At 60.1% G+C, this 21,225-nt stretch carries 20 protein-coding genes and 7 tRNA genes; 24 read left to right on the top strand and 3 right to left on the bottom strand.

What is annotated here, in order from left to right; all coding sequences use genetic code 11:
• Positions 1 to 15: 15 nt before the first annotated feature.
• Positions 16 to 708, bottom strand: coding sequence for a pyrimidine reductase family protein (locus tag CFAEC_RS07925; RefSeq protein WP_290275734.1), 693 nt, complete (start codon positions 706 to 708; stop codon positions 16 to 18).
• Between the two features lie 715 nt (positions 709 to 1,423).
• A tRNA-Val gene (locus CFAEC_RS07920) sits at positions 1,424 to 1,495 on the bottom strand.
• A 367-nt stretch (positions 1,496 to 1,862) separates the two neighbouring features.
• Here CFAEC_RS07920 and CFAEC_RS07915 point away from each other — a divergent pair.
• From CFAEC_RS07915 to pdxS, 16 genes are all read left to right on the top strand, one after another.
• Positions 1,863 to 1,935, top strand: a tRNA-Gly gene (locus CFAEC_RS07915).
• A 41-nt stretch (positions 1,936 to 1,976) separates the two neighbouring features.
• Positions 1,977 to 2,047, top strand: a tRNA-Cys gene (locus CFAEC_RS07910).
• Positions 2,048 to 2,057: 10 nt separating this feature from the next.
• Positions 2,058 to 2,132, top strand: a tRNA-Val gene (locus CFAEC_RS07905).
• Between the two features lie 33 nt (positions 2,133 to 2,165).
• Positions 2,166 to 2,238: transfer RNA gene (locus tag CFAEC_RS07900), tRNA-Gly, on the top strand.
• Between the two features lie 36 nt (positions 2,239 to 2,274).
• Positions 2,275 to 2,349: transfer RNA gene (locus tag CFAEC_RS07895), tRNA-Val, on the top strand.
• Positions 2,350 to 2,382: 33 nt separating this feature from the next.
• Positions 2,383 to 2,455, top strand: a tRNA-Gly gene (locus CFAEC_RS07890).
• A 268-nt stretch (positions 2,456 to 2,723) separates the two neighbouring features.
• On the top strand, positions 2,724 to 3,338 hold the full coding sequence (locus tag CFAEC_RS07885; RefSeq protein WP_290275731.1) for a copper resistance CopC family protein: 615 nt from the start codon (positions 2,724 to 2,726) through the stop codon (positions 3,336 to 3,338).
• 12 nt (positions 3,339 to 3,350) lie between these two features.
• Complete coding sequence (locus CFAEC_RS07880) at positions 3,351 to 3,944, top strand: copper chaperone PCu(A)C (RefSeq protein ID WP_290275729.1); 594 nt, start codon at positions 3,351 to 3,353, stop codon at positions 3,942 to 3,944.
• 25 nt (positions 3,945 to 3,969) lie between these two features.
• The gene (locus CFAEC_RS07875) at positions 3,970 to 5,187 is read left to right on the top strand and encodes a Dyp-type peroxidase (protein WP_290275727.1); all 1,218 of its coding nucleotides are present in this window, start codon (positions 3,970 to 3,972) and stop codon (positions 5,185 to 5,187) included.
• Positions 5,188 to 5,369: 182 nt separating this feature from the next.
• Positions 5,370 to 7,454, top strand: coding sequence for a threonine--tRNA ligase (gene thrS, locus CFAEC_RS07870; RefSeq protein WP_435384218.1), 2,085 nt, complete (start codon positions 5,370 to 5,372; stop codon positions 7,452 to 7,454).
• A 97-nt stretch (positions 7,455 to 7,551) separates the two neighbouring features.
• Positions 7,552 to 8,169, top strand: coding sequence for an ATP adenylyltransferase (locus tag CFAEC_RS07865; protein ID WP_290279843.1), 618 nt, complete (start codon positions 7,552 to 7,554; stop codon positions 8,167 to 8,169).
• Entirely contained in the window at positions 8,169 to 8,879 is a 711-nt protein-coding gene (pgsA, locus tag CFAEC_RS07860) for a phosphatidylinositol phosphate synthase (RefSeq protein ID WP_290275722.1), read from the top strand. Before CFAEC_RS07865 ends, pgsA begins: the two co-directional genes overlap by 1 nt.
• 51 nt (positions 8,880 to 8,930) lie before the next feature.
• Positions 8,931 to 9,884, top strand: a complete 954-nt coding sequence (locus CFAEC_RS07855) for a phosphatidylinositol mannoside acyltransferase (protein WP_290275720.1) — start codon at positions 8,931 to 8,933, stop codon at positions 9,882 to 9,884.
• A gap of 2 nt (positions 9,885 to 9,886) precedes the next feature.
• A complete protein-coding gene (locus CFAEC_RS07850; RefSeq protein WP_290275718.1) occupies positions 9,887 to 10,975 on the top strand; it encodes a glycosyltransferase family 4 protein in 1,089 nt (362 codons plus the stop codon).
• Positions 10,969 to 11,436, top strand: coding sequence for a hypothetical protein (locus tag CFAEC_RS07845; protein WP_290275716.1), 468 nt, complete (start codon positions 10,969 to 10,971; stop codon positions 11,434 to 11,436). Before CFAEC_RS07850 ends, CFAEC_RS07845 begins: the two co-directional genes overlap by 7 nt.
• Positions 11,437 to 11,557: 121 nt before the next feature.
• Positions 11,558 to 12,451 (top strand): pyridoxal 5'-phosphate synthase lyase subunit PdxS, encoded by an 894-nt coding sequence (pdxS, locus tag CFAEC_RS07840; RefSeq protein WP_290275714.1) that lies wholly within the window; start codon positions 11,558 to 11,560, stop codon positions 12,449 to 12,451.
• A gap of 66 nt (positions 12,452 to 12,517) precedes the next feature.
• Here pdxS and CFAEC_RS07835 read toward each other — a convergent pair whose 3' ends face one another.
• Positions 12,518 to 12,994: a DUF3817 domain-containing protein gene (locus CFAEC_RS07835; protein WP_290275712.1), complete on the bottom strand. Its 477-nt coding sequence runs from the start codon at positions 12,992 to 12,994 to the stop codon at positions 12,518 to 12,520.
• 101 nt (positions 12,995 to 13,095) lie between these two features.
• On the opposite strand from CFAEC_RS07835, the gene CFAEC_RS07830 reads away from it, so the two are divergent.
• From CFAEC_RS07830 to secD, 8 genes are all read left to right on the top strand, one after another.
• Positions 13,096 to 13,920, top strand: coding sequence for an acyl-CoA thioesterase (locus tag CFAEC_RS07830; RefSeq protein ID WP_290279842.1), 825 nt, complete (start codon positions 13,096 to 13,098; stop codon positions 13,918 to 13,920).
• 237 nt (positions 13,921 to 14,157) lie between these two features.
• Positions 14,158 to 14,913, top strand: a complete 756-nt coding sequence (locus CFAEC_RS07825; protein ID WP_290275710.1) for a YebC/PmpR family DNA-binding transcriptional regulator — start codon at positions 14,158 to 14,160, stop codon at positions 14,911 to 14,913.
• A 151-nt stretch (positions 14,914 to 15,064) separates the two neighbouring features.
• A complete protein-coding gene (gene ruvC / locus CFAEC_RS07820; protein ID WP_290275708.1) occupies positions 15,065 to 15,739 on the top strand; it encodes a crossover junction endodeoxyribonuclease RuvC in 675 nt (224 codons plus the stop codon).
• Between the two features lie 62 nt (positions 15,740 to 15,801).
• Positions 15,802 to 16,416, top strand: a complete 615-nt coding sequence (ruvA, locus tag CFAEC_RS07815) for a Holliday junction branch migration protein RuvA (RefSeq protein ID WP_290275706.1) — start codon at positions 15,802 to 15,804, stop codon at positions 16,414 to 16,416.
• Between the two features lie 20 nt (positions 16,417 to 16,436).
• Positions 16,437 to 17,528, top strand: coding sequence for a Holliday junction branch migration DNA helicase RuvB (gene ruvB, locus CFAEC_RS07810; protein ID WP_290275704.1), 1,092 nt, complete (start codon positions 16,437 to 16,439; stop codon positions 17,526 to 17,528).
• Between the two features lie 153 nt (positions 17,529 to 17,681).
• A complete protein-coding gene (locus CFAEC_RS07805; RefSeq protein ID WP_290275702.1) occupies positions 17,682 to 18,479 on the top strand; it encodes a glycine betaine ABC transporter substrate-binding protein in 798 nt (265 codons plus the stop codon).
• A 117-nt stretch (positions 18,480 to 18,596) separates the two neighbouring features.
• The gene (yajC, locus tag CFAEC_RS07800) at positions 18,597 to 18,989 is read left to right on the top strand and encodes a preprotein translocase subunit YajC (protein WP_290275699.1); all 393 of its coding nucleotides are present in this window, start codon (positions 18,597 to 18,599) and stop codon (positions 18,987 to 18,989) included.
• 327 nt (positions 18,990 to 19,316) lie between these two features.
• Complete coding sequence (secD, locus tag CFAEC_RS07795) at positions 19,317 to 21,224, top strand: protein translocase subunit SecD (protein ID WP_290275697.1); 1,908 nt, start codon at positions 19,317 to 19,319, stop codon at positions 21,222 to 21,224.
• Position 21,225 lies beyond the last annotated feature (1 nt).

Below are 21,225 nucleotides of genomic sequence, written 5' to 3'. Positions count from 1 at the left end.
TGTAGTCCAACACCCCTAGCTACGCCGGTATCGCAGAAATAGCGTGCTATCCGGGTCCACGTGGGTGTGCTCCAACCGCATCCGGGTGGCAGCGGTACTGCCCCCACGTACGGCGGGTTTCTCCACAGACCCGGACACAGTCGGATCAATCGTCTGATGCCAGACATCGACTACATCCGCTTCCACTGCCTGTGCGTAGACAAAGGCGCCGCCCTCGCAGCTAATTCGGGCAAAGCCCTCATCATTGAGCTTATCGACGATTGCCCCGACCCCAAGGTGGTCAAGGCGCATCAGGCGCGCCCCGGCATCCTCAAGTACACCGAGCTTGTCCTGATCGGTGCTATCAGTGATGATGATCGGCGGAGTGGGGGACCGGAAGAACTGTGCGGTGGGATCGAAATCAAGTGATGAGGAGATCACCGCGATCGGCGGGACCGGCTCCTGGCCACGTGCCCGGCGTTTGTGTTGGTCGCTTTCGCTGACCATCACTCCGCCATAATCCTCAGCCTTGATGGTAGACGAACCCACCAGCACCACATCCGACCATTGCCGCAACCCGAGCAGCAGCGCGGTGTCAGTCTCATTGCCCATCCGGCCCGAGGTACCGCCTGCCGCGGTTGATCCAACGATGGAGGTCACCAACACAACCCGGAACTCTGGTGTAGCGACCGGGAGAACCGGGCCTATGAGATCATCAATATGTGCCATCCGTTTGAGCTTAGCGAGCACCCACTGATGACGGTGAATTCTTATGTACAGAACTCATGGGAGTGTGCATAATCCAGTGATACTGACTGTGCACAAGGTGTTGATACTTTCACACCCGAGACTATGCGGGTTCAATATCATACGCTGGTGCCCGGCGCACGGGCCATCCCCACCTGAGTGGGGAGAACAGTGCTGACTTAGGGGAACCGGTGTCATCGCGGGGGCCATCCCCACCTAGGCGGGGAGAACGCTGTTGAATTGACGCAGCGCATAATCGACTTGGGGCCATCCCCACCTAAGCGGGGAGAACGCTGTTGAATTGACGCAGCGCATAATGGACTTGGGGCCATCCCCACCTAAGCGGGGAGAACGCTAAATTGCCAGCGGAAATGTCAGGCCCGAAGGCTATTTTACATCACTTTGCCCTGTGGCTGCGGTTTGCCAGTTGTCTAGAGGCTGCTGACCACCCGAATTTCATGGAATCCTGCGCGGTCGTCACTGGGTGGCGCATGAGCCTAACTCCATCGAAATGATTACCTCCCAGTGGCTGCGATTAATGCGCACCTCATAACCTTGTTGGGTATATCGCGAAGGGTAAGTCATGATTGCGTAAAAGTGCCTGTAATGAAAACACTTACCCCACGTTCGCCCCACAAACGCGTGGTTTTTTGACCCTGGAAATGAAAAAACCCCCTGATTCCAGGGGGTTTAACTGTGGTCCTAGCTGGGTTCGAACCAGCGACCTTTCCGGTGTGAACGGAACGCTCTTCCACTGAGCCATAGGACCGCAACTGAAGAGGTAAACCTCATCGGTGCAATTCGAAGTTAACACGAGGGTGTGGAAAGTTCCTAATTCAGGATGATTCCAATTTGAATCCACACTCTATCTAATAGGGGTGTTCCACGGCGGTGGGGAACAATAGTTTCTGGATGGTCTCCCGGCGGGGGATTGGCACTATGCCTATTGGGCGGAAAAGCCGGTGTACTGCGGAACTACGCATGTGTAATTCACCTTTCGCTCGTTTCCGTGGTTCCAGTGATGGGGGATTTGTCGGTTTAGCTGGCGATTTGTGTTGTTTAAGCTGTTCGGGCTAAAGTTGGATCTCGCACCGCAGAGAGCGATTGAAACAAGATCAGATTCTCCAGTGGTGCATGCGGATGTAGCGCAGTTGGTAGCGCATCACCTTGCCAAGGTGAGGGTCGCGAGTTCGAGTCTCGTCATCCGCTCTGGTACGTTTATTCGTACCTGAGGCGGGAATTACCGCCACGGTGGAATGGCCGAGTGGTGAGGCAACGGTCTGCAAAACCGTGCACACGGGTTCGATTCCCGTTTCCACCTCGTAGTTCAAGCGCGTTTAGCTCAGCGGGAGAGCGCTTCCCTGACACGGAAGAGGTCACTGGTTCAATCCCAGTATCGCGCACCAAGAGTATGAACTTACTCTTTAAACCAGGTTCATGCGGATGTAGCGCAGTTGGTAGCGCATCACCTTGCCAAGGTGAGGGTCGCGAGTTCGAGTCTCGTCATCCGCTCTCATTTCACCGGGCCAATCGGTAAGAAATGAACCCGCGCGTTTAGCTCAGCGGGAGAGCGCTTCCCTGACACGGAAGAGGTCACTGGTTCAATCCCAGTATCGCGCACCAAGAGTATGAACTTACTCTTTAAACCAGGTTCATGCGGATGTAGCGCAGTTGGTAGCGCATCACCTTGCCAAGGTGAGGGTCGCGAGTTCGAGTCTCGTCATCCGCTCAATAAGATTTAAGACCATCGTAGTTTTCTACGGTGGTCTTTTTCGTCTCCGCTCAGCGGGCGCTCAACTGGTAGTAGTTCAGATCACATTGTTTCTGTTTGTGCCCCTGAACTGGTTAGACTTTGGTCAATTCACCGAAACCCCCTGATCAGGCACGGGAGGGTGGGAACTAAGTGGGTGCGGTTTTCGACAACTGAGCGGACCTGAAAATACTTCAGGTTCCGATGCGCACTTTATAACGTGATATCGACAAGTTGAGAGGATCTCATGGCACAAATCGAGACAGGCATCATTCAGCGAGTGGGCGGCTGGAACGGATTCAGACTCCGGAAGGCCTCGGCTGTTGCTCTGGCTGGAATGCTTGCCGCCGTGCCACTGGTATTCTCCCCGGCCGCATCTGCCCATGATGTGGTCCTGGGATCAACTCCGGAGAGCGGAGCGGTGTTGGAAGAATTCCCCGAGACCATTGAGCTGGAGTTCTCGGGTATTCCGCAGGACCTCTTCAATACTGTTGCCCTGAGCAACACGGATACAGGGGAGATCCTGTTCACCGGAGAACCTGACATCGATGACAGGATCCTCAGCTTCGATGTTCCCTCGGATGTGGATACCGAGCCCGGTAACTACACGGTGGGATTCCAGATCACCTCATCTGATGGACACGCCACCAAGGGTTCCATTGCTTTCGAACTAGCTGGTGAGCAAAGCCAGGGGGAAACCGCATCTTCTGAACCTGTCGCCCAGGTGGAGAACCCGGGTGATGAGGTAGCTGAGGGGATGGGGCTTGAGGCTCCATGGAACTGGCTGCTCGGTATTACAGGTGTGCTGGTCATCGCCGGAGCGATCGTGATGATGATCGCCAAAGGCCGTAACTCTAAGTAGGAGTAGAACCCCATGAAGTTCAACGTCAAGAATTCTTTTGCAGGCAGCATGCTCCTGGTGGGCGCGCTCACACTCGCAGCGTGTTCGCCGGCGAATGAGAATGACTCCGTAACCGACACCGAAGATGGTACTGAGACCTCAGCAACGCAGATAGCCAGCAATGGCGATGATGCCACGCTCGCTGTGACCGGTGCCTATGTCCGGGCATCTGTCGAGGGCAGCCCGATGACAGCTGTTTTTGGCACCCTCACCAACACCACCGATGAGGAGATCACCCTCGCTGGATTCGAGGCTTCCATTGATGCCGCTGCCTATGAGATCCATGAGGTGGTGGATGGCGTCATGCGTGAGAAGGAGGGCGGCCTGCTCATTCCTGCCGGGGAAAGTCACGAACTGGCACCGGGGCAGGACCACCTGATGCTCATGGGATTGGCGGCGCCGATTGAGGCGGGCGACACCGTTGACGTCACATTGATCCTCGATGATGGAACTGAGATCGAGTTGGATCCGGTCCCTGTGCGTACCGTCGCGGCCGGTGATGAAAGCTACGGTGAGGACGGCGAACTGATGGGCCACGACGGGGTCGACGACTCCGCCCACCAGTAGAAACCAGTAGAGAGAAGGATTGTTCATGGTCACCCGTAGGGGTTTCCTGACTGGTGCCGGTGTCCTGGCCGGAGGTTCGGCTCTGGCGGCGTGTGCATCCGGTGAGGGTGTGGCGTCGACAAGCGTCGAGCTCAACCGCCTGGCCACCCAGACCGTGCCGTTTGACGGCACGCACCAGGCCGGCATTTCCACACCACTTCAGTCTGGGTTGAATCTTGTCGCATTCACGGTCCGCCCAGGGGTGGATCGAGATGGGATCATCCGACTGATGAGGTTGTGGACCGAGGATGCCCGAGCTCTGTGTGCCGGTCAGACTCCGCTGGGTAGCCTTGAACCGGAAATGGTGGTCAACCCTGCCAACCTGACCATCACGTGTGGTTTCGGTTCCCGTCTGTTTGATATCGCAGGTATCGCAGATCAACGGCCCGACTGGCTCCATCCGATTCCGGCGTTCGAACGTGATCAGCTGGATGAGAGATGGGGCGAGGCGGATCTGGTGCTTCAGGTCTGCTCCGATGACATGGTCACCTTGAGTCACGCCACCCGTCACATGATCCGATCCGGTGTGGATTATGTGAGCACACGCTGGTTCCAGAGTGGGTTCCTCAATACCAACGGGGTGCTGGGTAAAGAAGAAACACCGCGCAACCTCTTCGGACAGAAGGACGGTACGGTCAACCCCCGGACCGATGAGGACATCACGCAGGCCGCCTGGATTGATGAGGGGCCGGAGTGGGCACGGGACGGCTCCGTCATGGTGGTACGTCGGATCGCCATGAACCTGGATACCTGGGAGATTCTGGACCGGACCTCGCGAGAGGTGTCGGTGGGCCGCACCCTGGACACGGGTGCACCCCTGACCGGCACGGATGAGTTTGATGAGCCTGATTATTCAGCCACCGACCGTTTCGGGCTGCCGGTGATCGATCCGGTCAGTCACATGGCTCGTTCGAGGCCCGCCGAGGGGCATCCGGAGCAGGTGATCCTGCGCCGGGTGTACAACTACGACCTGGAACCGGACCCCACCTCCGAGGAGCTCTCCAATGCCGGCCTGGTGTTCATCTGCTTCCAGAAGAACCCGGATCTGCAGTTCACGCCCATTCAACAACGCCTGGATGAAGCAGATCGTCTCAACCAGTGGATCACCCATATCGGATCCGCTGTTTTCTTCATGCCGCCCGGCACCGACCCGTCAGATCCCACAAGTGATGATTTCTGGGGTGCCGGACTGCTTCAGCAATAGATCAACGGGGTAGGATGTTCCACGACAGCTGACCACCTGGTCGCCGCCACGTGCCCGCCCATGCGCCCCATCAGGGGGCGCCACGCGGGCATGTGTGCGTGACCAGGGGTGGATGACCACCATGGAAACAGCTGCGCACCTTGACATTAGTGGCCCGGCGGCCAGGTATGCCGCTGGTTCACATGAGCGCACGAAGGAGCGCAATTTTCGTGAACACCTCCGTTAACATCCACCCCCCGGTGGAATTCGACGTCCCAGCAGGCACCGCCATCGGCCAGGCCATGCGGGAGCTCGAACTGCCTAACAAAGGCGATGACGCCATTGTCTGTGCAAAAGATGCCGAAGGACAGTTGAAAGATCTGTCCCATGTGCCGGAGGAGACTGCGCGGTTCACAGCAGTACCCGCCAACAGTGAGGATGGTCGCGCCGTCATCCGTCACTCCTGCGCCCATGTGCTCGCACAGGCGGTCCAGGCTGAGTTCCCGGGCACCAAGCTGGGCATCGGTCCTGCCGTTGACAATGGTTTCTACTATGACTTCGATGTCGCGGAACCCTTCACGCCGGAAGATCTCAAGACCATTGAGAAGCGGATGAAGAAGATCATCAAGACCGGTCAGAAATTTGAGCGCCGTGTTTATGATTCTGTCGAAGCAGCAGCTGAAGAACTGGCCAATGAGCCCTACAAGCTGGAACTGATCCAGGACAAGGGCAACGTTGACCCGGATTCTGATGAGGCCACCGAGGTGGGCGCTGGTGAACTGACCGCCTATGACAATGTGAACCCCCGTACCAACGAGGTCGAGTGGTCTGACCTGTGCCGTGGTCCACACATTCCAACCACCCGGTACATCCCGGCATTCGCCCTGACCCGTTCCTCTGCCGCCTACTGGCGTGGTGACCAGGCCAACGCCGGTCTGCAGCGTATCTACGGCACCGCCTGGGAATCCAAGGAGAAGCTGGACGAGTACCAGACCATGATGGCGGAGGCGGAGAAGCGTGATCACCGTCGCCTGGGTAATGAACTGGATCTGTTCTCCTTCCCGGATGAGATCGGTTCCGGCCTGCCGGTGTTCCACCCCAACGGTGCGATCATCCGGATGGAGATGGAGGAGCATTCCCGTCGCCGCCACGTGGCGGCCGGTTATTCCTTCGTGAACACCCCGCACGCCACCAAGGCAGACCTCTTTGAGAAGTCCGGTCACCTGGGCTTCTACAAGGAGGGTATGTTCCCTCCTCTGCAGCTGGATGCGGAATATGATGCCGAGGGCAATGAGACCAAACCGGGCCAGGATTATTACCTCAAGCCCATGAACTGCCCGATGCATAACCTGATCTTTGATTCCCGTGGTCGCTCCTACCGTGAGCTGCCGCTGCGTCTGTTCGAGTTCGGAACCGTCTACCGCTATGAGAAGTCCGGTGTGGTTCATGGTCTGACCCGGGCACGAGGTTTCACCCAGGATGATGCCCACATCTACTGCACCGAGGATCAGCTTGAGGAAGAGCTGACCACGGTTCTGGAGTTCATCATCTCCCTGCTGAAGGATTACGGACTGGAGGACTTCTATCTGGAGCTCTCCACCAAGGATCCGAAGAAGTACGTCGGTGATGATGATGTCTGGGATCGCTCCACCGAGATTCTGCAGCGTGTGGCAACCAATTCCGGACTGGATCTGGTCCCGGACCCGGAGGGTGCAGCCTTCTACGGACCGAAGATCTCCGTTCAAGCCAAGGATGCCATCGGCCGCACCTGGCAGATGTCCACCGTGCAGCTGGACTTCAACCTGCCGGAGCGTTTCGAGCTGGAGTACACCTCCACCGATGGTTCCAAGCAGCGTCCGATCATGATTCACCGTGCACTCTTCGGATCCATCGAGCGCTTCTTCGGCGTGCTGCTTGAGCACTACGCCGGTGCTTTCCCGGCGTGGCTCGCTCCGACCCAGGTGGTGGGCATCCCCGTCGCTGAGGACTTCACCCCACACCTGGAGAAGATCACCGGCAAGCTGCGTGACCGTGGTTTCCGTGCCGTGGTGGACACCTCCGATGACCGGATGCAGAAGAAGATCCGCAATCACACCACCGGCAAGATCCCGTTCATGCTGCTCGCCGGCGGCCGTGACGTGGAGGCTGATGCAGTGAGCTTCCGTTTCCTGGACGGAACCCAGGTCAACGGGGTCCCTGTCGACGAGGCAGTGGAACTGATCGCCAACTGGATCACCGAGCGCAATAACAGCCAGCCGAGCGAGGAAACCATTGCTGCCCGCAGGTGAACCGCAGCCTGAAGCGGTTGGGGCGGTTGATGAGCCCGGCGCCAATGAGTCAGCCGGAGCAGTCAACCCGGACCAACCCCGCGACCGCGAGGTCTACATGGACCGGGGAGTAGGCAACCCGGATCGACTGGAACGCATCTGGGCCCCCTACCGCATGAACTACATCAAGACCCGTCCACGCAGCAGTGATGATGCAAAGGGCGAGTCTGATGCGGCGAAACGTGATCCGTTCCTCGAGGTCCCGAAAATGTCGGACGAGGATGGACTGATCGTCGCCCGGGGTGAGACGGTGTACTGCGTTCTCAACCTGTATCCCTACAACGCTGGCCATATGATGGTGGTCCCGTTCCGCAAGGAACGCAATCTTGAGGATCTGACTCCGGAGGAATCCGCGGAGCTGATGCTCTTCGTCCAGACGGGCATCAGGGTCCTCAAGATGGTGTCCAACCCGCACGCAGTCAATGTCGGATTGAACCTGGGTAAGGCATCGGGTGGTTCGGTGGGAGATCATCTGCACGTCCACATCGTGCCCAGATGGTCCGGGGATGCTAATTTCATGACGGTCATCGACGGCACCAAGGTGTTGCCCCAGACGCTCCGCCAGACCCGCGCGTTGCTGGCCAGCGCATGGGGTGAACTGGATGATGCACCCGGTGTCACCGATCCGAGTCTGACCTCCGCGATCACGACCGTGGCCGGCTCGGAGGTGCGCTGATGCTTAGTGTCCACGGGCGGAAACCTGTCTCGGTGGTGATTGATCCTGTTGCCAGGCTCATGATCAGGATGGGGGTCACCCCGAACCAGTTGACCGTGGTGAGCGCGACACTGACCATCCTCGTGGCGGTTATTCTGATCCCTTCAGGTCACCTTGTGTGGGCGGCGATCCTCACCGGATTGTTCGCTGCCTTCGACATGATCGACGGCACCGTGGCCAGGATGCAGGGGGGCGGGACCCGGTTCGGTGCGACCCTGGATGCCAGTTGTGACCGCATCACCGATGGAGCGTTATTCGCCGCCATCACCTGGTGGTTGGTCTATACCTATGACGCACCGAAATCTCTGGTAGTGGCATCGTTGGCGTGTCTTGTGTCCTCCCAGATCATCTCCTATGTCAAGGCCAGGGGAGAAGCCTCGGGATTCACCATGAATGGTGGGATGATCGAACGGCCGGAGCGGCTGATCATCAGCCTGGTCGGGCTCGGTCTGACCGGTTTCGGAGTGCCCTATGCCATCGATGTTGCGTTGTGGGTGCTGGCCGTGGGCAGTGTTGTCACGATCCTGCAGCGTCTCATCATCGCAGGCCGATCCCCCTTGGCATCCGAGAGGATCAAGGCCCCCGAAGGTGCCAGGGCTGATTATGATGACAGCACCGCTGACACCGCTGACACCGACACCACCGGCGCAGCCCCGGAGAGCCAGCACTGATCTCCCACCCACCTTGAACCCCGCCCACCCCACTGAGAGGACCGTTCCCCGATGAGCATCCGTGAGATACTCCGTGATCTGACCCGCAGTGGCGGACAACAGCGACGTGGGGAGAACCTGTCGGCGCTGGGATATCTCATGGGCTGGCGTGTGGTCCGCCTCCTTCCGCTCCCGGTGGCAAGGTGGCTGTTCAACGCAGGTGCGGACCTGGCCAGTGGGAAGGGCAGCGGCATGTCGCAGCTGCGCGCCAATCTGGCCCGCGTGGTCGGCGACGACAATGTCACCGATCAACTGGTCCGTGATGCCACTCGGAGTTATGCCCGTTATTGGTTGGAGGCGTTTCGTCTGCCGTCGATAGCCCGGGATCCCGGACTGCAGGCAGTATTGAAGGCGGGCCTGGTGGGGCAGGATCAGCTTGACAGGGCGATCCGCAGTGGGCGCGGAGTTATTCTCACGCTGCCGCATACCGGTAACTGGGACATGGCCGGAACTTTCCTGGTGGGGCATAACGGTGGGTTCACCACCGTGGCGGAACGGTTGGAACCGGAGGCTCTGTTCAACGCCTTCGTGGAGTTCCGTGAATCCCTCGGTTTTGACGTGATTCCACTGACCGGTGGTGAGGCTCCTCCCTATGATCGCCTCAAGCAGGTTCTCATGCGCGGCGGTGTGGTGTGTCTGATGGGGGAGCGCGACCTGCGCCAGACCGGTGTGCGTACGCAGTTCTTCGGCGAGGAGACTTCCATGCCCGCGGGCCCCGCACGCCTTGCCCTGGATACCGGCGCGTCCCTGCATGTGGTGCATTCCTGGTTCGACGGTCCCGGGTGGGGGCTGAGTGTCTCCGATGAGGTGGAGGTGGACAATCTCCCCGACACCGTCCAGCGGATAGCTGATCTCTTCGCTGCGAATATCGCGGCTCACCCGGCGGACTGGCATATGCTGCAGCCGCTCTGGTTCAGTGACCTTGATCCGGACCGTGGCCCCAACGCCCCGGGGCGGGAGGGGTAGCCATGCGGATCGGAATCGTCTGTCCCTATTCTTTCGATGAACCAGGCGGTGTTCAAGCGCACATCCTTGACCTGGCGCGGGCCCTGATCAGCCAGGGTCATGTGGTGCAGGTGTTGGGGCCCTCCAGCGCAGGCACAAACTTGCCGGACTTTGTGGTCCGGGGTGGCCGTAGTTTCCCGATCCCCTACAACGGCTCTGTGGCCAGGCTCAGCTTCGGCCCACGGATGTTTAGTATTGTGCGCCGGTTCATCCGGGACGGTGATTTCGATATTCTCCATATTCACGAGCCGAATTCCCCGAGTTTCTCCATGGCCGCTCTCTATCTGGCGGAGGGGCCGATCGTGGCCACGTATCACGCCTCAAGTAGCGGGTCGAAGATCCTGCATGCGGCGCTTCCGTTTCTCAAACCTCAATTAGAGAAGATCCGCGCGGGTATCGCTGTCTCGGAAATGGCCCGACGCTGGCAGGTTGAGCAGATGGGCGGTGATCCGGTACTGATCCCCAACGGGGTGGACACCTCGGTATTCGCTGCCGCGCGCCAACCCGGTGGTGATCCGGTGGAGATCGTTTTCCTGGGGCGACTCGATGAATCCCGCAAGGGGTTGGATATTCTCCTGCGCGCCCTGGCGCGCCTTGACCGGGATATCCGGTGCACCGTCATCGGTGGCGGCACGAAGCGGGACATCCCCGGAATCAACTTTGTCGGACGTGTCAGCGACCGGGAAAAGGCAGAGATTCTCGGCCGGGCCGACATCTACGTGGCTCCCAACACCGGGGGCGAGAGCTTCGGCATCGTTCTCGTGGAGGCCATGGCCGCGGGCTGCGCCGTGGTGGCCAGCGATCTGGAGGCTTTTTCTCTGGTCACGGACTCGGAATCCTCCGCCCCCGCCGGCCTGTTGTTCAGGACCGGTTCAGATCGCGACCTGGCTGAAAAACTACACATGCTTATCGACGCCCCGGCCGCCCGCCACGCACTCATTGACGCTGGCGTGCGGCGCGCACGCCACTACGACTGGTCAACAGTGGCGGCACGGATCCTGGCGGTCTATGAGACCGTGGCGGGCGGGGACAGGGTGGGGCTGCGATGGTGACAGCCCTGTATCTGCTCATCGCGGTACTGGTGACCGCCGTGATGCTGTGGGCATACAGCACCGCCCAAAGACTCAACCGCCTGCACATCCGCACGGACTCCGCCCGCCAGTCCCTGGGGGCGGCCCTGGACCGCCGTGCGGCACTCGTGGGTGCCCTCATCCCGGGAGCCGTGGATGCGGCGCGTCGTGCAGAGGCCATTCCGCTGATCTATTCACGTTTCGAGGACCGGGCCCGGGCCGAACGACGTATCTCCGAGGTGATCATCTCGCAACCGGCACCGGTACCGGAGGCACTGATCGACGCGGCCGCCCGAGTCGAGCTGGCACACCGTTTCTACAACGAGGCAGTGACCGATACCCGTGATCTGCGCACGCGGTTCCTGATCCGCTCTCTACGTCTGGGCGGGCGGGCACCCCTGCCTGAGTATTTCGAACTGGTGGACACCGACATCGTTGAATGATGTGACTTAGATGTGTGTGAAATTAAACAGGGGGGTGCTTGTTGGATGTGCCACAGCATTGATTACCATTGTTTTGTTTAGCATCTAAAAACTTCATCAACCCAGGAGGCTGTGAACCATCGTGTCCGCACCAACAACCAACGCCAACCCACGTGTGAAGGCCGGCTTCGCCGACCGTTTCAAGGGCGGCGTGATCATGGATGTCGTCAATGCCGAGCAGGCACGTATCGCAGAGGCCTCCGGCGCCACCGCGGTCATGGCGCTTGAGCGCGTCCCAGCTGATATCCGTGCCCAGGGTGGGGTATCCCGCATGTCCGACCCTGACATGATCGATGGCATCATCGAGGCCGTCAGCATTCCCGTGATGGCCAAGGCCCGCATCGGCCATTTCGTGGAGGCACAGGTTCTTCAGTCCCTCGGTGTTGATTTCATTGATGAGTCTGAGGTTCTGACCCCCGCCGATTACACCAACCACATCGACAAGTTCGCTTTCGAGGTGCCCTTCGTCTGTGGTGCCACCAACCTGGGCGAGGCTCTGCGCCGCATCAACGAGGGTGCCTGCATGATTCGCTCCAAGGGTGAGGCCGGCACTGGAGATGTCTCCAACGCTGTGACCCACATGCGCACCATCCGCGCGGAGATCAACCGTCTGAAGTCCATGGCTGAGGATGAACTGTTCGTGGCCGCCAAGGAGCTGCAGGCTCCCTATGAGCTCGTGGTCAGCGTGGCCCGCGAGGGTAAGTTGCCTGTTCCGCTGTTCACCGCCGGTGGCATTGCGACCCCCGCAGACGCCGCCATGATGATGCAGCTGGGAGCTGATGGCGTGTTCGTCGGTTCCGGCATCTTCAAGTCAGGAAACCCGGAGCAGCGCGCCCGCGCCGTGGTCGAGGCGACCCAGAACTACACTGATCCGGACACCATCGCCCGGGTTTCCCGTGGACTGGGCGAGGCCATGGTGGGCATCAACGTGGATGACCTTCCCGTGTCCCACCGTCTGTCCGAGCGCGGCTGGTAAAACAGAAAAATAGAACTGCCCTGCGGGATCCATGATGATCCGGCAGGGCACGCTTCATTTTTGGAGCTAGTTCACTGAATCCACGAGTGCATCGGGATCATAGGGCTGGCCCACAGTGATCAGAATGGTGAACACGATGGCGATGAGGACCAGGATGATGAGGATGGACCGCACCGGATGGCGCACCAGCTGGGCCAGGATCTTGTCCGCCAGGTTCGTGGGCTGCTCCTCCGGGGTGGTGAAGCGCCACCCCTGATCCAGGAGGCCCTTCTTATCAGCCCACAGGGTGAAGGGTAGTGCGGCCCAGGGGATCACCGAGACCACCAGTCCGGCAATACCCTGAGCGAAAGTCCACCGGTTGTTCACCCACACCGTGATGGTCATGGCGACGAAACAGAGGAAACCGAATCCGTGGACACCGCCGGCGATGGGGACCACTGCCTCGGTGGTCCCGCTGTACTTGAGAATCATTCCGATGATGAGGAAAGTCCACGTGAACATTTCGAGCCAGGCTGCGGCACGGTGCAGAATTTTAGGCGACATGGCATCAACCGTAACCGACCACCCGGACAATCTTGCATACTAGGGGTCTGTGAGTAATCTCATCACGGTGTCAGCAGAAGCGATAGAAAGTGAAGAAGACGTTGAAGTCAATCGAGTACATCCTCGGACTTGAGGAGATCGACCGGGATATCTACCGGGGCCCAGTAGTGAAGTCCGCGCTCTCGCGTACCTTCGGTGGACAGGTGGCGGCGCAGGCGCTGGTGGCTGCCACACGTACCGTCAGCGATGACTTTGCTGTGCATTCGCTCCACGGATATTTTCTCAAGGGAGGGAAATCCGACAGGCCCACGACCTTCCTCGTTGACCGGATCCGGGACGGTCGGAGTTTCTGCTCCCGGATGGTCAAGGCCATTCAGGACGGCGACGTCATCTTCAGCATGCAGGCAAGTTTCCACATCCGTGGTGAGGAAGGCATCGAACACGCTGACATCATGCGTGACATCCCCGGCCCGGATGATATCGCCCCGGAGGTCAAGCCGGCCCATGCCCGCAGGCTGCTGGATGAATGGTCTGACTGGGACATCCGCGTCGTGCCACAAGACGCCTTCGAGCACAATCCCTATACCGCGACGGAACAGGCCGTCTGGTTCCGTTCGAAGGCGGAACTGCCTGATGATCCGACCTTCCATGTGTGCACCCTTGCTTATATGTCGGATATGACCCTGCTGCCGGGAGCTCTGACGCCACATCCGGGCGCCCGGGTGCAAATGGCCTCCCTGGACCACGCCATGTGGTTCCTCCGGCCGTTCCGTGCTGATGACTGGTTGCTCTATGATCAGCGGTCACCATCGGCCTCGGGTGGCAGGGCGTTGACACACGGGCGACTGTTCAATCAGCAGGGGGATCTCGTGGCCATTGTCAATCAGGAGGGACTGACCAGGACCCTGCGGGAAGAAGGGGAGTAGACGCTTTTCGTCGTCAAGCACCACACCGGGAACCGGTACCTTGACAGGTATCGGTGGGGGATACGCATCGGCCTCCTTGACGGATGCGTATAATCGAAGGGGTTCCAACTACCACCCCCCATTGTCCGATGTGACTGTTCAACGTGGCACCCGCTCCTCACCTTTGTGTGGGTTTGAGCTGGGTGCGTCACCTGCCGCGGACAATGATAAGGGGGGACGAATGACGAAAGGGAGCTTATGGCTGGCCACTCCAAATGGGCGACTACCAAGCATAAGAAGGCCGCGAACGATGCCAAGCGTGGCAAGGAGTTTGCCAAGCTGGTTAAAAACATTGAGGTTGCCGCACGCATGGGTGGCGGGGATCCTTCCGCCAACCCGACCCTCGATGACATGATCAAAAAGGCCAAGAAAGCCTCCGTGCCCAATGACAACATCGAACGTGCACGCAAGCGTGGATCCGGTGAAGAGGCCGGTGGCTCGGACTGGGTTCCCATCATGTACGAGGGTTACGGTCCCAATGGTGTCGCAGTCCTCATCGAGTGCCTCACTGACAACCGCAACCGCGCAGCCACCGAGGTGCGTACCGCCATGTCCAAGAATGGCGGCAACCTGGGTGAGACCGGTTCCGTGTCCTACATGTTCACCCGCACCGGCATCGTCCACGTACAAAAGGGCGAGCTGACCGAGGATGATGTGCTCATGGCCGTCCTGGAAGCCGGTGCGGAAGAGGTCCACGACCTGGGCGAACTCTTCGAGATCACCTGTGAACCGACCGACCTGGAGGACGTCAAAGCAGCGCTTGCCGACGCCGGCATTGAGGTCGAGGACTCGGACTCCGACTTCCGTGCCTCCGTCGAAGTTCCACTGGATGCGGAAGGTGCACGCAAGATCTTCCGTCTCGTGGATGCACTTGAAGAGTCCGACGATGTGCAGAACGTCTACACCAACGTCGATCTCAGCGATGAGGTCCTCGCAGAGCTGGAAAACGACTAGTTAGAAACCAGCACGCCCACCATCGCCCCGTCATTCACCACAGTGGATGGCGGGGCGATCGCAATTGTGTGCTAAAAATAGGTGATAGTTATCCACCACGGACACGCCAGTGAGGGTGAGATCCGGTCGCCACTGGGGAACAGGTACACACATGAATCATGAGGGTCTGAGGGTGATGGGCATTGACCCCGGCCTGACCCGTTGTGGTCTGTCCGTGGTGCAGGCTGGTGCCGGCCGCACCGTCTACCCGGTGTCCGTGGGCGTTGTCCGTACCCCCTCCGATGCGGAACTCGCCGATCGGCTCCTCCGGCTGAGTCAGGCGGTGGGTGAGTGGATGGATGATTACACCCCCGATGTGATCGCCATTGAGCGTATCTTCGAGCGAGGCAATGTCTCCACCGTGATGAACACCGCCCATGCCGTCGGCGTGCTCATCCTGGCGGCCGCTGAGCGTGGACTTCCCGTGCACATGTACACACCCAGTGAGGTGAAGAAGGCCATCTCCGGTAACGGCCGCGCAGATAAGAAACAGATGACCGTGATGATCACCCGGATCCTCGGACTGGCGGAAGCCCCGAAACCAGCTGATGCCGCCGATGCACTCGCCCTGGCGGTATGCCACTGTTGGCGCGCTCCGCTGTTGATGCGCACCAGGATGACCGCCACCGAGCTGGAACACCGACGCCGGCAGTTCCAGGGCAAGCTGGGGAAAGCGAAATCCACTCTCAATGCGAGAAACACTGCGGTGGCTGACGGTGCGGAAAGCTCCGCGCGCGCCGGGCATCCCAGCCAGTTTCAGCGACCAGACCGCGCTGATCCCGCCTAGTGAGCTTTGACGTTTTATCCATTGTGAATTTTTAGAGCACCGGAACTATCAGGAGAATCATCATGATCGCCTCATTGCGCGGCACCGTCCTCAGCATCGGACTGGGTTCCGTGGTCATTGAATGTCAGGGAGTGGGTTATGAGGTGACCACCACGCCCAACACCCTGTCCCGCCTGCAACGCGGTGAAGAAGCCATCCTGCTGACCACCATGGTGGTCCGTGAAGATGCCATGAAGCTCTACGGCTTCATCGATGATCAGTCCCGTGAGATGTTCGCTCTCCTGCAGACGGTCACCGGCCTGGGGCCACGTCTGGCACTCGCATGCGAATCCGTGCTCAGCCCGGTGGAGATCGCCCAGGCTATCGCCGGATCGGATGCCAAAACCCTTCAGAGAGTCCCGGGAGTGGGCAAACGCATGGCGGAGCGCCTCATCGTGGAGTTGAAGGACAAAGTGGCCGCCTACACCGCGGGTGTGGTCGATGAGGACACCTCCACACCCACCGGGCAGGGTGCTGCGCCGGTTGTGGTGGTTGATCAGGTGACCCAGGCCCTCACCGGTCTCGGGTTTACAGAGAAACAGGCTGATGACGCAGTGGCCACCGTGCTCGCCGATGACCCAGGTCTGGATACCTCGGCGGCGCTGCGGGCCGCCCTGGCTAAACTTGGCGGAAAATAGGGAAGTGGGGGTGAATCCGAATGGGCGACGTGGAACGCACCGAATTTGAGATCCCCGGGGGAATCCCCCCGAGGAGAAATGGTGGAACCGGACGTGACCCGGACGCCGGAATAGATGTCAACGTTCAACCCGAGGACGTCCAGGCGGAAATCACGCTCCGCCCGAAGTCCCTCACGGAGTTCATCGGACAGCCCAAGGTGAGGGATCAGCTGAGCCTGGTTCTCACCGGCGCCAAGAGACGCGGGGTGGTCCCCGACCATGTGCTGCTCTCTGGCCCACCCGGCCTGGGAAAAACCACCATGGCCATGATCATCGCGCAGGAACTGGGTACCAGCCTGCGTATGACATCAGGACCCGCGCTGGAACGTGCCGGTGACCTCGCAGCGATGCTGTCCAACCTCATGGAGGGCGATGTGCTCTTCATCGACGAGATCCACCGCATCGCCCGTCCCGCGGAGGAAATGCTCTACATGGCGATGGAGGATTTCCGCATTGATGTCATCGTGGGCAAGGGCCCCGGTGCCACTTCCATCCCCCTGGAGATCCCACCGTTCACCCTCGTCGGGGCAACCACCCGTTCCGGCATGCTCACCGGACCACTGCGTGACCGTTTCGGTTTCACAGCGCAGATGGAATTCTATGACGTCGATGACCTTACCCGGGTAGTCAAGCGCACAGCGCAGATTCTTCAGGTCGGTATCGATGCCGACGCCGCGGTGGAGATCGCCTCCCGATCCCGTGGCACCCCACGTATCGCCAACCGACTCCTCCGCCGGGTACGGGACTTCGCTGAGGTCCACGCTGACGGGCACATCACACTGGGAGCCGCCAATGCAGCACTCATCGTCTTCGACGTTGATGAACTGGGCCTGGACCGCCTGGACCGCGCTGTGCTGGATGCCCTCATCCGCGGACACGGTGGTGGACCGGTCGGAGTGAACACCCTCGCCGTCGCTGTGGGTGAAGAACCCGCCACGGTGGAGGAGGTCTGCGAACCCTACCTGGTGCGCGCCGGGATGATCGCCCGGACCGGTCGTGGGCGGGTGGCTACCGCTGCCGCCTGGCGTCATCTGGGTCTGGAACCTCCTGAAGGCACCATCGGGGACTACTAGTGCCTGCCAGCTGACTGCCCTGCGTGTGGAACTCCACCACCGAGGGGGAGGCCCGCGCACCCGGTGACCTATTTCCCGGAATTCCCCGGAGCACCTTATTAAGCTGACGGCAGCCCGTTTGTACTCGACTCAGTATTAAGGACCACCAGCGCCATGAAGATCCACTATGGACGAATCAACGAATCCTTCCATCAGGTTGCCGCGGCCGTTGTCGAAGAGGTGTTGCTCCGCCTCGGTCATGACGTTGTGGTCCACGAGGGCCCGCACCCGGAGATGTATCCGAAACTGGCCAGTGGGGAGCACCAGTTGTTTGCTGATGCCTGGCTGCCTGGAGGGCACGCCATGTACTGGGCAGGTATCAAGGAGCAGGTCATCAATGTTGCCCCGCTCTATGGCGACGCCAAGTTCTTCTGGGCGGTGCCTGATTATGTCGATGCGTCGATCACCTCGCTCGAGGATCTCGCTCGTGAAGAGGTCGCCGATACCTTCACCACCCGCATCGTGCAGGGGACCGGCTCCTACGCCGGCCTGACCGTCATGGGCAATGAGCTATTGACAACCTACGGACTTGAGGCACTGGGATGGACACAGCCGTCCGGGGATATCGATAAAGTCATCGACACCGTGAACACCCGTATCGCAGCCCGCGAAAATTTCGTGACCCCGCTGTGGCAGCCGATGTTTCTCAACGAGGCCCACGACCTGCGCCCGCTGGCTGATCCGAAGGGAGCATTCCCTGCACCTGATGAGGCCTGCCTGCTCGCGCACAAGGATTTCTGGGCCGAGTGCGACGAGCGCACCCGGGTGGCGCTGCAACGCATCCGCTTCACCGCCGCGGACGTCAATGAAATGGATCTGTATGTCCAGCGTGACGGACTCGACATCCTCCCCGCTGTTCGTCGGTGGGCTGATAACAACACCGGCACGGTGGAGGGTTGGCTGCAGGACTAGCATCACAGGCCCGCCACCGATCAGTGCTGATCCATTCCCCAAACCGGGGTTCTGAGGGGCCTCGGGTGAGTGCCTCGGGTGGCACCGGTGTGGCCGGGTCTGGCACACTCACTGTTTATGGAATTACTTCTACTTCTCTTCCTTCTGGTCATCCTCGCCTTGCCGACCATCCTCATGAGCCGTCGTCAGCGGGCGAAGATGGCCGAAATCCAGAAGTTGCAGGATGCACTGCAGCCGGGGGACAGGGTTGTCACCACCGCCGGACTCCATGCCATCGTGGTGTCCGTGTCGGAGGAGCTGGTGGACCTGGAGATCGCTCCAGGCCTGGTCACCTCGTGGGAGAAGATGGCTGTGGTCCGGGTGGTTCAGCCGACCGGTGGAATCGCCATGGATAATCAGGCTCCCGGCGCCACCCCGGTTAATCCTGGTGATCGAATGGATGAGCATCCGGAGAACTTCCGCATCAACAATGAGGATGACCGTCCCTCGGGCCACCCCGAGAACCGCTGATCCACCATCACACCCATGCACCCCTGTGCTGTCCCTTACATCGGCGCAGGGGTGTTGATATTTTTACGGGGTGGGGGAATAGGGTCCCGCGGAACCCAGGGTGTCCAGATTCACCGGGGTAAGCCCGGGTAAACTCCACGCGATGGCGTACCATATTCGACGGTAAGTGCCTGATTTCGCACTGCTCGCCACCCGGGTGGTTGTGGGTGGGCGACAATCCCTGCTGTGCCACCATCAGTACAGCGTTGACGGCATGACGATGCCCCGCGGTCTTCTCTCATGGAGCCCGTGGGAATCCGATGGATCACTTTCACTAAGGAGACACACTTGGCTCGGCAGAAGAAGAGTGCCGTTAGTGCCTGGGAGGCGTGGCCGAAACGTGCAATTGCGCTGTTCGTACTCATTCTCTTCGGTATCTATGCGCTCGTATTTTTTACAGGTGACCGTTCGGGCACACCGAAACTCGGAATTGATCTGCAGGGTGGTACCCGTGTGACCCTGGTTCCCCAGGGTGCGGAACCGACCCAGGACCAGCTGGCACAGGCACGTATCATCCTGGAAAACCGTGTGAACGGCATGGGTGTCACCGGTGCCAGTGTGGTTACTGACGGCAACACGCTGGTGATCACTGTTCCGGGTGAGGATGTCGCGCAGGCGCAGGCCCTCGGCCAGACCTCACAGCTGCTGTTCCGCCCCGTCGGACAGGCGGGTATGCCGGACATGGAGACCCTGATGCCGGTCCTGGAGGATATGGCGAACCGGTGGGTTGAATACAATGTGATTACCGAGGAGCAGGCCAACACGGCACTTTCGGAGATGCACACCGCCGTGGAACAGTCCGCTGAGACCCCACCAGAAGGTGAGGCAGCTGAAGACGAGGCAGCAGACGACGCTGAGGCCGCGACCACCCCGGCACCGACCGTGACCGCGGAACCGCTTCCGGAGCCCGCTAACTCCATCGAGGCGACGGAGCTTCGTCAGGAAGTCACGGAGATGCTCCGCACGGACCGTCAGTCCACTGATCCCACTAATCAGATCGCGGCGAGTTCCCTCATGCAGTGTGTCAGCGGTGAGATGGATCCGATCGCCGGCACCGATGACCCCCGTCTGCCGCTGGTGGCGTGTGACCGTTCCTCCGGAGGTGTCTATATCCTTGATCCCGCCCCGCTGCTCCAGGGCGAGACCGATGAGGAGGACGGCGCCCGTCTGACGGGTAACGAGATTGATACCGACCGTCCGATCACGGGTGGTTTCAACTCACAGACCGGTCAGATGGAAATCAACTTCGCCTTCAAGTCAGGATCCGGTGAGCAGGGTTCAGCCTCCTGGGCGGCCCTGACCAGTGAATATCTGCAGCAGCAGGTCGCCATCACCCTGGACTCCGAGGTCATCTCGGCGCCGGTGATCCAGTCGCCCACCCCGGTTGGCAGCGCCACCTCGATCACGGGTGATTTCACCCAGACAGAGGCCCAGGATCTGGCCAACAACCTGCGGTATGGTGCACTGCCACTGAGCTTCGCCGGTGAAAGTGGTGAGCGTGGCGGAACCACCACCACGGTTCCACCGTCACTGGGTGCGGCCTCCCTGCAGGCCGGTCTCATCGCCGGTGTCGTGGGTATCGTTCTGGTGGCGATCTTCGTGTTCGCCTACTACCGGCTCTTCGGTTTCGTCTCGCTGTTCACTCTGGTCGCCGCAGGTGCCCTGGTGTACGGTTCGCTCATCCTGCTGGGCCGGTGGATCGGTTATTCCCTGGATCTCGCGGGAATCGCCGGTCTGATCATCGGTATCGGTACCACCGCTGACTCCTTCGTGGTGTTCTACGAACGTATCAAGGATGAGATCCGTGATGGACGATCCTTCAGGTCGTCCGCGCCACGTGCCTGGGAGAGGGCAAAGCGCACCATCGTCACCGGCAACATGGTGACACTGATCGGTGCGGTCGCCATCTATCTGTTGGCAGTGGGCGAGGTCAAGGGCTTCGCGTTCACCCTCGGCCTGACCACCGTCTTCGATATTCTGGTGACATTCCTGGTCACCGCGCCACTGGTCATTCTGGCATCACGTAAGCCGTTCTTCGCCAAGACATCAGTCAACGGCATGGCCCGTGTGTACACGCTGGTGGAGGAGCGTCGTGCAAACGGTGAGCTCGATGAGCTGCATCACGCCGGTGACACTCTGGTTGCTGCCACGGCCAGCTCTGATACCCCCGGTTCGATTGAGAAGGAGCAGAGGTAAG

This window comes from Corynebacterium faecale (assembly GCF_030408735.1).
Classification (GTDB): domain Bacteria; phylum Actinomycetota; class Actinomycetes; order Mycobacteriales; family Mycobacteriaceae; genus Corynebacterium; species Corynebacterium faecale.
Note: the sequence above shows the minus strand (reverse complement) of the source record. Positions and strands in the feature narration are given on the sequence as shown.